Genomic DNA, 11,423 nt, shown 5'->3' on the forward strand with positions numbered 1-11,423 from the left:
TCGACGCGAGTCGGTCGAGCCCGGCCCCGTCGGCGTCACGAGACGCTGAACGAGAACGAAGGTGGAAATGCTGTGACCTGGAATCGTGCTGAACGCGACTTTCGGAGGCTCGGGGACTGGAGCTTCGAGAGACGCGAGGATGAGATCGCCGCGCTGCGCTGGCGGGGGCGTCGCGTGCTGCGCAGCGTTCGCGCGGTGATCCGCGACCACGACTGGAACACCGTTCCGCTCCTCGTCGATTCCGTGGTCGCAGACGGTGATGTTCTTGAACTCGCCGTCCGTTCCGACGAGCCCGCGGCCTTCATCGGCAGCGTTCGCGTCGAGCTCGTCGACGGCGGCATCACGATCGGCATGGACCTGCAGGCCGCGCAGCCCTTTCTGACGAATCGCATCGGCCTCGTCGTACTGCATCCCCCTCTGATCGCCGGCCAGGAAGTCGTCGTCGGTCGTGCCGACGGAACGACCGAGCACAGCCGATTCCCGCTCCGGATCAGCCCGCACCAGCCCATGACTGAAATCTCTGAGCTGGAGTGGTCTGACGAGGACACCCTGATCAGCGTCCGCTTCGACGGAGACGTGTTCGAGATGGAGGACCACCGCAACTGGACCGACGCCTCGTACAAGACATACAGCCGCCCGCTCTCGCTTCCCTTCCCCTACTCTGTGGCGGCAGGTGAGCACATCACGCAATCTGTGCACATCACGGCACAGGCGGACACCGACGCACACGATGCCGTACCCGGCGATGCCGTCATCCGGCTCAGCGGGGGCGGGCGATTCCCGTCCATCGGCGTCGCGGCGTCGTCGGCGCCCGACCCTGCACCGGCATTCGCACCGCTCGGCCCTGAGCTGCTCGTCGAACTGGATCTGGCCAGCACCAACTGGCACGCGGCTCTCGAACGCGCGGCGGCCACCGGCCAGCGTCTCGACGTGCGACTGGTGCTCGATCCTGAAGCACCCGACGAGGTCGCACGGGCGGTCGCCGCGCTCGATGGGCGGCCCGTCGTGCGCATCGCCGCATTCCACGCGGTCGGAGACGCCCGTCATGTATCGGATGCCGCGAGCACTGCGCTGTTGCGCAGTGCCCTGGCCTCTGCGGGGCGGGAGATACCCGTCGTCGGAGGCAGCCGCTCGCACTTCACCGAGATGAACCGCGAGTTCCACCGCCTCCCGGACGACCTCGACGGACTCGTCGTCACCCTCACTCCCCTGTTCCACTCGCGCGACACGGAGCAGCTGGTCGAGTCCATCGCGATCCAGCGGCTCATCGCGGACGAGATGATCGAGCGCGCCGCCGGGCTGCCCGTCCACATCGGACCCGTTACTCTGGCACCCCGATTCAACGACGTCGCGACCGGCCCGCAGCCCGCGCCGAGCCGGATCGATCTCGCCGAGGGATACGGCGCGCAGTTCACCGGGGTCGACGATCCACGACAGCGCGCCGCAGAGCTCGCCGCGTGGGTGATCGCCAGCGCCGCTGCACTGGCTCGACCTGGAGTCGCGACCGTTGTCTGGTTCGAGGAATGGGGCCCGCGCGGGGTGCGTAACACGGACGGGACCGATCTGCCTGTTCTCGCGGCTGTCCGCGAACTGGTCGATCTCGCCGCCGATGACACCGCCGAACTGATCTCCGGCCCCAGTCCCGACGGGTTCGTATGGGCGCTGGGCAGCCGCACTCCTGAGGGCGGTGCGATTCTCGCCGCGAACATCGACACCGCCGAGCGTTCCGTGCGCCTCGTCGTCGAAGACGAGACCATCGCGCTCATCCTGCCGCCCGCATCCTTCACCCGAATCCCGCTCCCCGCAGAGGAACAGCACGAATGATCGACAACTGGAAGCACCGACTGCGTACACACATCCTCGAGCACGCCGTGCAGATGACCCGGGAGCCGAGCGGCGTCCTCACTCATCCGTACACCGTGCCCAGTTCGCCGGATTCCCCGTACTACTCGGCGGCGCTGTGGGACTGGGATTCCTGGTTCATCAGCGTCGTGCTCGGACAGGTCGAACTCGAATCAGGGCAGACCGGTCGTTTCGGCGCCTACGAGGAAGGCACGATACGCAACTTCCTCGCACACACCGACGAAGACGGTGTCATGCCGCTGCTGCTCAAGCCGGAAGGACCGCTTCTGCACGGGGACCCGAGCCGTGCAGCCGGGTTCTCGCAGAACATGCACAAGCCGATCATCGCTCAGCAGACCGCACTGCTCAGCCGCCGCCGTGGAACCACCGAGTGGATCCGCGACGACCTCCCGACGATCGAACGGTTCCTCCACCGCTATCTCGAGAGTCACATCCATGCCGAGACCGGTCTGGCCTATTGGCAGACCGACTTCGCCATCGGCGTCGACAACGACCCGTCCGTCTACTACCGTCCCGACCGCAGCACCGCATCGATCTACCTCAACTCCCTGTTGTATCGTGAGCTGCTCGCGTACGGGTCTCTGCTCGAGGACGTCGATCGTCTGCAGGAGGCCAACATCTGGCGCGGGCGCGCACAGGACCTGGCCGACGCCATCAACGAGCACCTCTGGGATGAGCGCGACGGCACGTACTACAGCGCCGACCTCGCCTTCCGGGAGATCGACTCAGAGGATTGGCTGCACAGCGGCGCGCCGCGGTCCTGGTCCTCGTTGCTTCTTCGTGTGGACAACTGGTCGAGCTTCCTCCCGATGTGGGCGGGAATCGCATCGCAGGAGCAGGCGGAGCGGATGCGGCAGCGCCTGCAGGACGCCCGCACATTCCGCGCGAATTACGGTGTCCGCACCCTTTCTCGCCTCGAGAAGGCCTACAACCTGCGCGCGTCGAACAATCCGTCCAACTGGCTCGGACCGGTCTGGGGAATCAGCAACTACCTGGTCTTCCGTGGGCTGCAGAAGTACGGCTTCCTCGACGATGCCCGCGAGATCGCCGAAGAGACCGTCGCCCTGTTCGGCCGCGATCTCGAGACCACCGGGTCGCTCCACGAGTTCTACAACCCCGACACCGGCGAGGCCATCATGACCAGGAACTTCCAGAACTGGAACTTCCTGGTGCTGAACATGATCGCGTTCCTCGAAGATCGCGCGACGGTGACCGAGTTCTGAGCTTCGGCAGAGTCGTATCGAGCGAGGGACGTCAGAAGTTCATCGCCCGGTCGACGCCCTGACCACCAACTCGGGTTCGAACACGACCTGTTGCACGGGCCGACCAGGATCCGCCTCCTCGTCGAGCAGGAGCCGCAGCGCGGTCTCGCCCATGATCCTGCTCGGCTGACGCACGGAGCTGAGCGGGACCACGGCCGCCGCCACGAAGTCGATGTCATCGAACCCGATGAGCGCGACGTCCTCCGGTACCCTCAGCCCGGGCGACTGGAGCAGACCCTGCAGCACGCCGAGAGCAAGCAGATCGTTGCCGGCGAACACCCCGTCCGGTCGTTCCGACGCCTTTCTGCCGGCGATCTCCTCGCCGACGGCGCGACCGTCGGCGACCTGCATCGCGGATGTCGCGAAGACCTCGAGCGTGACACCGGAGTGTTCACGCACCGCACGCTCGACGCCACGTCGTCGGTCCTCGATCTGCCGCAGGTCGGCCGGGCCGCCGACGAACATCAGACGGCGTCGACCGCGCTCGATCAGGTGCGTGCCGGCCAGCCACCCGCCCTTCTCGTCATCGACGGAAACGGAGCTGAACACGCCATCGGCGCTTCGTCTGTCCACCAGCACGGCCGGTGTGCCTCGCTCACGCAACCGCTGCAGTCGGGGGCCGACCTCTCCATAGGGCGAGATCAGGACTCCGCGCACCCGCTGCTGCTCGAACAGATCCAGGTAGCGCGACTCACGCGATTCGTCCTCGTCGCTGTTGCCGAGGATGACTGCGAGATCGTGCCGCTCGGCCTCCTGCTCCGCGCCTCGAGCCATCTCGGTGAAGAACGGATTCCGGACATCCAGCACGACGAGACCGACCGTCGTGCTCTGCCCAGCCCTCAGCTGCCTGGCAGCATCGTTGCGCACGTAGCCGAGGGCCTCGATCGCCTCGTTCACCCGCCGCACGGATTCCGGAGCCACACGCTCGCGATGGTTCAGGACGTTGGAGACGGTACCCACCGAGACGCCGGCATGGGCAGCGACCTCCCTGACGCTGACGGTCATGCTCGGCCGAATCCTTCCGTGCTGGCACGGATGACGAGGTCGGGTTCGAACATGTGGTGGGGATCAGCGATCGCACGGCCTTCGATGGTGTCGAAGAGCAGATCGACCACCGTGCCGCCGAAACTGTCGTGCCTGCCACTCACGCTGGTGAGAGGGATGAGCGACACCTCGGCGAACTCGTTGTCGTCGTATCCGATGATCGCCGTCTGGCGCGGAATGTCGACGCCGCCCTGCACCAGCACCTGCATGATGCCCAACGCGAGAAGATCATTGACGGCGAATATCCCGTCGGGGCGGAGCTCCGGCGGTCGGGCCAGCAAGGCGGCCCCCACCTCACGGCCTCCGCGAACGGTACGGTCGGGCATGTCGATGACTTCGATCGTCGCTGCACCGAACAGGCGCACGGCCTCGCTCGCACCGGCGAGGCGATCCGCGACCTGAGGAATGCCCAGCGGACCACCGACGTAGGCGATCCTGCGGCACCCGACGTCGAGCAGATGCTCCAACGCCTTCCGGCCGCCCGAGACGTCGTCCAACGACACGGACGGCTGTTCGTCCGAGCGTCCCTTCTGGCCGATCAGAACGGATGGAGTGCCACGCTTGCGCACCTGAGCGAGGCGCTCCTCCACGGGAAGGTGCGATGAGACCAGAAGCCCCTGCACCCGGTGCTGCTCGAACACCCTGAGGTATGCGTCCTCGCGATCCCGGCTGCGATGGGAGTTCGCCAGGAACACGGTGACTCCACGCTCGTCAGCGCGTCGCTCGACGCCCTCGGCGATCTCGGCGAAATAGGGGTTGCTCACGTCTGGCGCGAGATAGCCGATCACACTCGAGACACCGAGTCGCAGTTGACGACCGGCACTGCTCGGCACGAAACCCAGTGAGTCGATCGCGAACTGAATGCGCTGAGCCTTGTCAGCGGACACCCGGTCCGGGTGGTTGAGGAAGTTGGAGACCGTTCCGACGGCTACATTTGCGAGCGCCGCGACGTCGCGGATGCCGACCCTGGACATTCGGCGGCCCCCTCCACTCGCGTGACTCACAGATTGAACGCCACTGTACAGGAGCAGGCGGCCCGCACAGCGTTGTCGCTAGAACGTTTCAAAGCCTCCGCAGTCCTCTCTGCCCGCAGGCGCGCTCGCGACGGCGACCGTCCGCGCCGATCGAGAACGCCCCGGCTGTCTTGTGATCAAATTGTGACGTTTCAACCTGATCCACCCTACCCGAGAGGCATCTCGCCTGTGCCACCACCGCGCAGCACGGCTACCGTTCCGCCACCGTGGCGATTTTCCCGATTGACATTGGCTTGCCACGGATCTAGCATCCAATTGAAACGTCTCAATAAGGAGATTCCACTTTCAAGGAGGAAATGTGTTCACAGCACCACGGCGGCGCCCCCGTAAGGCGCTCATCGGCGCGGCCGCACTGCTCGGTGCCGGCGCCCTCGTCCTCGCAGGCTGCGCAGGCGGCAGCGGCGGAGCAGAGCCCTCGTCCATGGAGTTCCTCAAGAACTCCGAGAACACCACCACCGAACCTGTGCTCGACGCGCTCGCCGCCGGTGATTGCAAGGCCGAGGATGAGACCCTCCCCCTCGAAGTCAGTTCGATGCCTCAGGCAGAACTCGACTCGCAGATCCAGCTCCTCGCCAGCCAGGGGGGCCTTCCGCCCATGTTCTCGGCCGGCGGCAACCCGGCTGAGGGCGCGAAGCTCGCCGAGGCGGATGTGCTGGTCGATTTCGACAAGGCACTGACTGACCTCGGGGTCCGCGACAAGATCGCTCCCGGTGCCGTCTCCACGATCGAGAAGCTCTACGGCGGCGGTTTCAACTTCCTGCCCTTCCAGTACAACATCGAGGGCATCTGGTACAACACTCAGATCTTCGAGGAGAACGGCTGGGAGGTCCCCGAGACATGGGACGACCTCCTCACTGTCGCTGCCGAAGCGAAGGCCGCGGGGCTGACGCCGCTCTCGGCCTCGGGTGAGCAGGGATGGCCCATCACGCGTCTTCTCTCGACGTACATCTTCCGCGACCTCGGGCCCGACGCGATGCAGAAGGTCGCCGACGGTGAAGCGAAGCTGACGGACCCCGAGTACGTCGAGGCCGCCGAGGCCATAGCCGGTCTCGGTGCTGAGGGCTACTTCGGGGACAACGTGACATCGCTCGACATCGACGGCTCGTACAACCTGTTCCTCACCGGGAAGTCGCCGATGATCTACATGGGAAGCTGGATCCTCGGCAACATCAACGGCGAGGGCAATGAGGTCGGCGCCGAGAACATGAGCTTCTTCCCGTTCCCCGCCGTCGAAGGCGGAGCCGGATCGATCGACCAGTATCCGGCGAATGTGGGCCTGCCTGCCACGTTCAGCTCGGAAAGCTACTCCGACGGTGTGGCCGGATGGCTCGGCTGCATCGCCGAGAACTACGGCAACGAAGCACTCAAGCAGGGCCAGATCACCGGTTTCGTCGCCGATGAGGAGGCCGACCTGCCCGAGATCTCGCAGAAGGTCGCCGATACGATCGCCGAGAGCACTGACAGCGTGCTGTGGTTCGAGGCGCTGTTCAACGCCAAGGCGAGCCAGATCTCGTCGACGAACGCCGCGCTGCTCGTCACCGGTCAGCTCACGCCGGACGAGTTCATGAGCATGGTGCAGGACGCCATCGACAACCCGTGATCCACAGGTGCCCCGTCGTCTCTGCGGCGGGGCACCTCGCACTCGATACTTCTCGCGGACGTCGGCGGGTTCACCTCGCACACGTCCCACTCACCCCGGAAAGGCCCCCTCGATGAAGTCGATCTTCGGTGACCGCAAGGCGATCGTCCTCCTGCTGGTGCCCGCGTTGCTCGTCTATACGCTGATCATGCTGGTACCGGTCGTCTGGTCCCTGTTCCTGACGTTCTTCGACGGCACACCTCTCTCCGGGTTCCAGTTCGCCGGACTCGACAATTTCGCACGGCTCTTCTCCGATCCGGCCGTCTGGGAGGCGTTCTGGTTCACGATCCGGTACGCGGTGCTCGTGACGGCCTTCCAGGTCGTACTGGGCTACGGCCTCGCGCTGCTCTATCACTTCGTGCTGCGCAGGTCGTCGACTCTCGTGCGCACGCTCGTGTTCTTCCCGGTCGTCCTGCCGACCGTCGCCGTCTCGTTGCTCTACCAGAAGCTCTTCCAGTCCGCGCCGGACGACGGTCTCGTCAATGAGCTCCTGGTCAACGTCGGCCTCAGTGGCGTCGACTGGCTCGGCGGGGGCGGCACAGCATTCGTCGTGATCGTCATCATGGATGTGTGGCGCTCGATCGGGTTCTACGGCATCCTCATCTTCTCCGGCCTGCTCGACATTCCTGACGAGATCATCGAATCCGCGCGACTCGATGGCGCCAGCGGCGTCCGCCTCTTCCGGCACATCGTCCTGCCCATGTCCCTGCCGATCCTCTTCGCCTCGATCATCTTCAGCGTCAACGGCACGATCAAGGTCTTCGATTCGGTGTTCGCTCTCACCGCGGGCGGTCCTGGCAGCTCGACGACTCCGCTGACCCTGTACATGTACCGGACCGCGTTCCAATACAGCGACTACGGCTACGGCTCGACCGTCGCGCTCCTGTTGACGATGATGTGCCTGATCGTCACCCTGTTCATCTTCCGTTCGTCGCGCCGCGACGCCACGATCTGAAAGGCGCCGACATGACCTCCACTCTCGATACCGTCGCCGTTTCGTCCCCCCGTGCTCCGCGGCGGCATACAGGCGGCCCCGGCCCTTCGCTCATGCGTGGATTGCGTCGGATTCCGACGCTGCTCACGATCGCGGCCCTCATCCTCATGACGGCCTACCCGCTGTTCTGGATGTTCATCAACTCGCTGAAGTCCAACAGCGACTTCCTCAACAACCCCTCGTACGCCATGCCCGAGATCTGGCGGTGGGACAACTACGTCACAGGATGGGAGACAGCGAATCTCAGCACGACGGTCGTGAACTCCGTGCTCGTCACGTTCCCGTCGCTGATCCTCCTCGTGCTTCTCGGCACAGCCGCGGGATACGCACTCGAAGTGCTGGTCTTCAAGGGACGCAGCACGATCCTGCTGGTCTTCCTCGCGGGCATCATGATTCCCGGGCAGATGATCATCCTGCCGCTGTTCACCGCCTTCTTCAACATCGGCCTCACGGGCTCACTCCTGCCGCTGATCCTCATCTACACCGCAGGTGGATTGCCCCTGACGGTGTTCATGATGGCGACGTACTTCCGCGCGATCCCCCGTGAGATCTTCGAGGCGGCGACCATCGACGGCGCTTCGATGATCCGCGCGTTCTTCAGCATCGGAATGCCGATGATGCGCAACGCGATCTTCACCGTCGCGATCGTGCAGTTCTTCCAGATCTGGAACGATCTGCTCATCGCGCTGGTGTTCGGCGGACAGCGCAAGCTCAACACCATCCAGGTCGGCTTGCTCAACTTCTCCGGCGAGTACGGTTCGGTCAACTACGGCCCGCTGTTCGCCGCCATCTGCATCACCGTCTTCGCGATCCTGATCCTCTATCTCTTCTTGAACCAGCGCATCATGAAGGGCCTCGCGGCCGGCGCTGTCAAGGGATGAGGCCGGTGTCGGCGGGCCGCGATCGCGCCGCCCGCCGATACCCGTCAACGCCAGTCGTGGCGAGCGCGGAACCCGAGCCGCTCCTGGATCTTCGCCGTCGACATCAGCGACTCGAACTCACCGAGACCGTCGGCGATCGGCGTACCAGGGAACCAGTGCTCCGCCAACTGACGAGACGGAATCCCGGATCCGGATCCGGGAGCCGCGACGTTGAAGATCTCGAACCCGGGCCGCGCTCCGGCCACCGCGAGCGCGACCGCCTCGGCGCCGTCTCGCGCATCGATCCACGAGCCGATCAGATCACGGCGGTAATCGAGTTCTCCCGCTCGCTCGAACGTCGCGTATCCGTCCGGCGCCACGACATTCGTGAAGCGCAGCGCCGTGATGGAGGTATCTGGGTGCCAGCCAGCGAGCTGAGCCGCCATGGACTCTTCGACCACCTTGCCGAGTCCGTACGTGTTGAACGCGCGGGTGTACGTCTCATCGACCGGAAGCATCGGCGGCGCGACGTCGAAGGGAAAGCCCATCGCCGTGATGCTCGAGGCGAACACCACGGTGCGGACGCCCGCGCGGTGAGCCGCGAGCAGCACGTGGGAGGATGCCGAGACGTTGTTCTCGAACGTCGTGATGTCGGGGACGATGCCGTTGACAGGGATCGCAGCCAGATGCACGATCGCGTCGACACCGCTGTGCCTCGCAGTGACTCCGAGGAACGCGTCCAGCGTCTGCCCGTAGTCGGACAGATCGACGCGGGTGAACCCGCTGCCGGGGACTCCCGCGACGTCGAAGCCGACGACCTCATGACCATCGGACCGCAACCGCTCGACGGTCGCTCTCCCGAGAGTTCCGCTGCTGCCGGTAACCGCGATATTCATTCAATGGCCTCCTGGGTCCAGTGTCGCACTGCCGCATCCGGGTCGGTCCGCGCGACCGTGCGCTATCGTTTGAAACGTCACAATTCTACTCCTCCGCGTGTTCAAAGCACCGGACATATCCGCTCTGAAACGTTTCGAGTATCCGGGAGTCTACGATGAAGTCCGCAGTATCAGCCCCTCGCTTCGAGCATCATCGCGAGCCACTCGGAATCGGAGAGTCACGCCCACGCGTGAGCTGGACCGTCGACTCGGCATCTCCCGGCTGGCGCCAGAGTGCGTATCGGCTCGAGGTGCGTGGGGACGATGGGATCCGCGCCTTCGATGTCCGATCACAGGATCAGGTGCTCGTACCGTGGCCGTCTGACCCGCTGAGATCCCGCGAGCGGGCGGACGTGCGGGTGAGCGTCAGCGGTGAAGACGGCGTCTGGAGCGAACCAGGCGCATGGGCGACGGTCGAGACCGGTCTGCTCTCGCCATCGGACTGGATCGCGGGCCCGATCGGCGCCATCTGGGAGCAGAATCCGATGACCGACGACCGCAAGCCGGCCCTCGTCCGTCGCGAGTTCACGGCACGATCGGGGCTCGTGCGCGCACGCTTGTACGCCACCGCCCACGGCCTCTACCAGGCAGAGATCAACGGTCATCGCGTCGGCGACGACGTGCTCTCCCCGGGCTGGACAGTGTACCGGGAGCGACTGCGCTACTACACGTACGACGTCACCGATCTGCTCGCCGACGGGCCGAATGCCATCGGCGCGTGGCTCGGCGACGGCTGGTATCGCGGTCGCCTGGGGTGGCGCGGCGGCTTCCGCAACGTCTTCGGCGACGACCAGTCGTTCCTCGCCCAGCTCGAGCTCTCGTACGCGGACGGGACGCGAGAGATCGTCGCGACCGACACGACGTGGCGGGCGAGACGGAGTCCCGTGATCGCCTCCGGCCTGTACGACGGTGAGGACTACGACGCGAGAGAAGAGCAGCGCGATTGGTCCTGCCCGGGATTCGACGACGAGGGCTGGGAGCGCGTGCAGTTGCGCCGGCGCGACCCCGCGACTCTCGTCGCGCCCACCGCACCGCCGGTCCGCGTGACGGAAGAGGTGGCGCCGGTCGCCGTGCTCACGACTCCCAGCGGCCGCCGGGTACTCGATTTCGGTCAGAACCTCGTCGGAGTCGTGCGTCTGCGCGCAACCGCGGCCGCCGGCACGACAGTGACCCTGCGCACAGCGGAGGTGCTCCAGCACGGCGAGCTCTACACGCGACCGCTCAGGGAAGCCCGCTCGACCGATCGATACACGTTCGCAGGCCGCGCGGACGGGGAGGAGTGGGAGCCGCGGTTCACGTTCCACGGCTTCCGCTACGTCGATGTCGAGGGCTGGCCAGGCGACCTCGACCACGACGCCGCGAACGGCGCTCTCATCGCCCGCGTGATGCACACCGATCTCGAACGCACCGGATGGTTCGAGTCGTCGAACCCGCAGCTCGACCGCCTTCACGAGAACGTCGTGTGGGGCATGCGCGGAAACTTCGTGGACCTTCCGACCGATTGCCCGCAGCGCGACGAGCGGTTGGGGTGGACCGGCGACATCCAGGTCTTCGCGCCGACGGCGTCCTACCTGTTCGACATCTCGGGCATGCTGTCCGGCTGGCTGCAGGACCTCGCCGCTGAGCAGCTTCCTGATGGCACGGTCCCCTGGTTCGTCCCCGTGATCCCTTCGGACACGATGTGGACGCCCCAGCGCCCCGGCGCAGCATGGGGAGACGCCGCCACGGTCGTTCCCTGGACCCTCTACCAGCGCTTCGGCGACACCGGGGTCCTGGGGGGGCAGTTCGACAG

The 11,423-nt window shown here is 65.6% G+C and carries 9 protein-coding genes; 6 read left to right on the plus strand and 3 right to left on the minus strand.

The window, feature by feature from the left end; translation table 11 throughout:
- Nucleotides 1-72 precede the first annotated feature (72 nt).
- Complete coding sequence (locus ACNPNP_RS13495; protein WP_448966547.1) at nt 73-1,824, plus strand: D-apionate lactonase family protein; 1,752 nt, start codon at nt 73-75, stop codon at nt 1,822-1,824.
- Nucleotides 1,821-3,086, plus strand: coding sequence for an MGH1-like glycoside hydrolase domain-containing protein (locus tag ACNPNP_RS13500; protein WP_448966548.1), 1,266 nt, complete (start codon nt 1,821-1,823; stop codon nt 3,084-3,086). The genes ACNPNP_RS13495 and ACNPNP_RS13500 overlap by 4 nt, the downstream gene beginning before the upstream one ends.
- Nucleotides 3,087-3,125: 39 nt before the next feature.
- On the opposite strand, the gene ACNPNP_RS13505 is transcribed toward ACNPNP_RS13500, so the two are convergent.
- Nucleotides 3,126-4,130: a LacI family DNA-binding transcriptional regulator gene (locus ACNPNP_RS13505; RefSeq protein ID WP_448966549.1), complete on the minus strand. Its 1,005-nt coding sequence runs from the start codon at nt 4,128-4,130 to the stop codon at nt 3,126-3,128.
- Complete coding sequence (locus ACNPNP_RS13510) at nt 4,127-5,143, minus strand: LacI family DNA-binding transcriptional regulator (RefSeq protein ID WP_448966550.1); 1,017 nt, start codon at nt 5,141-5,143, stop codon at nt 4,127-4,129. The genes ACNPNP_RS13505 and ACNPNP_RS13510 overlap by 4 nt, the downstream gene beginning before the upstream one ends.
- Before the next feature lie 358 nt (nt 5,144-5,501).
- Here ACNPNP_RS13510 and ACNPNP_RS13515 point away from each other — a divergent pair, with 358 nt between their 5' ends.
- From ACNPNP_RS13515 to ACNPNP_RS13525, 3 genes are all read left to right on the plus strand, one after another.
- The gene (locus ACNPNP_RS13515) at nt 5,502-6,803 is read left to right on the plus strand and encodes an ABC transporter substrate-binding protein (RefSeq protein ID WP_448966551.1); all 1,302 of its coding nucleotides are present in this window, start codon (nt 5,502-5,504) and stop codon (nt 6,801-6,803) included.
- 112 nt (nt 6,804-6,915) lie between these two features.
- Nucleotides 6,916-7,797 (plus strand): carbohydrate ABC transporter permease, encoded by an 882-nt coding sequence (locus ACNPNP_RS13520; RefSeq protein WP_448966552.1) that lies wholly within the window; start codon nt 6,916-6,918, stop codon nt 7,795-7,797.
- Nucleotides 7,798-7,808: 11 nt separating this feature from the next.
- Complete coding sequence (locus ACNPNP_RS13525; protein WP_448966553.1) at nt 7,809-8,717, plus strand: carbohydrate ABC transporter permease; 909 nt, start codon at nt 7,809-7,811, stop codon at nt 8,715-8,717.
- 44 nt (nt 8,718-8,761) lie between these two features.
- On the opposite strand, the gene ACNPNP_RS13530 is transcribed toward ACNPNP_RS13525, so the two are convergent.
- Nucleotides 8,762-9,592, minus strand: coding sequence for an NAD-dependent epimerase/dehydratase family protein (locus ACNPNP_RS13530; protein ID WP_448966554.1), 831 nt, complete (start codon nt 9,590-9,592; stop codon nt 8,762-8,764).
- Nucleotides 9,593-9,747: 155 nt separating this feature from the next.
- On the opposite strand from ACNPNP_RS13530, the gene ACNPNP_RS13535 reads away from it, so the two are divergent.
- On the plus strand, nt 9,748-11,423 hold a 1,676-nt coding region (locus ACNPNP_RS13535; RefSeq protein WP_448966555.1), incomplete at its 3' end, for a family 78 glycoside hydrolase catalytic domain.

The organism is Microbacterium xerophyticum, from assembly GCF_053543555.1.

Bases quoted from the DNA above. Each gene is read 5' to 3' on its own strand.
- ACNPNP_RS13530 (WP_448966554.1), bottom strand. From the start codon at position 9,592: ATGAATATCGCGGTTACCGGCAGCAGCGGAACTCTCGGGAGAGCGACC.
- ACNPNP_RS13510 (WP_448966550.1), bottom strand. From the start codon at position 5,143: ATGTCCAGGGTCGGCATCCGCGACGTCGCGGCGCTCGCAAATGTAGCC.
- ACNPNP_RS13520 (WP_448966552.1), top strand. From the start codon at position 6,916: ATGAAGTCGATCTTCGGTGACCGCAAGGCGATCGTCCTCCTGCTGGTG.
- ACNPNP_RS13500 (WP_448966548.1), top strand. From the start codon at position 1,821: ATGATCGACAACTGGAAGCACCGACTGCGTACACACATCCTCGAGCAC.
- ACNPNP_RS13525 (WP_448966553.1), top strand. From the start codon at position 7,809: ATGACCTCCACTCTCGATACCGTCGCCGTTTCGTCCCCCCGTGCTCCG.
- ACNPNP_RS13505 (WP_448966549.1), bottom strand. From the start codon at position 4,130: ATGACCGTCAGCGTCAGGGAGGTCGCTGCCCATGCCGGCGTCTCGGTG.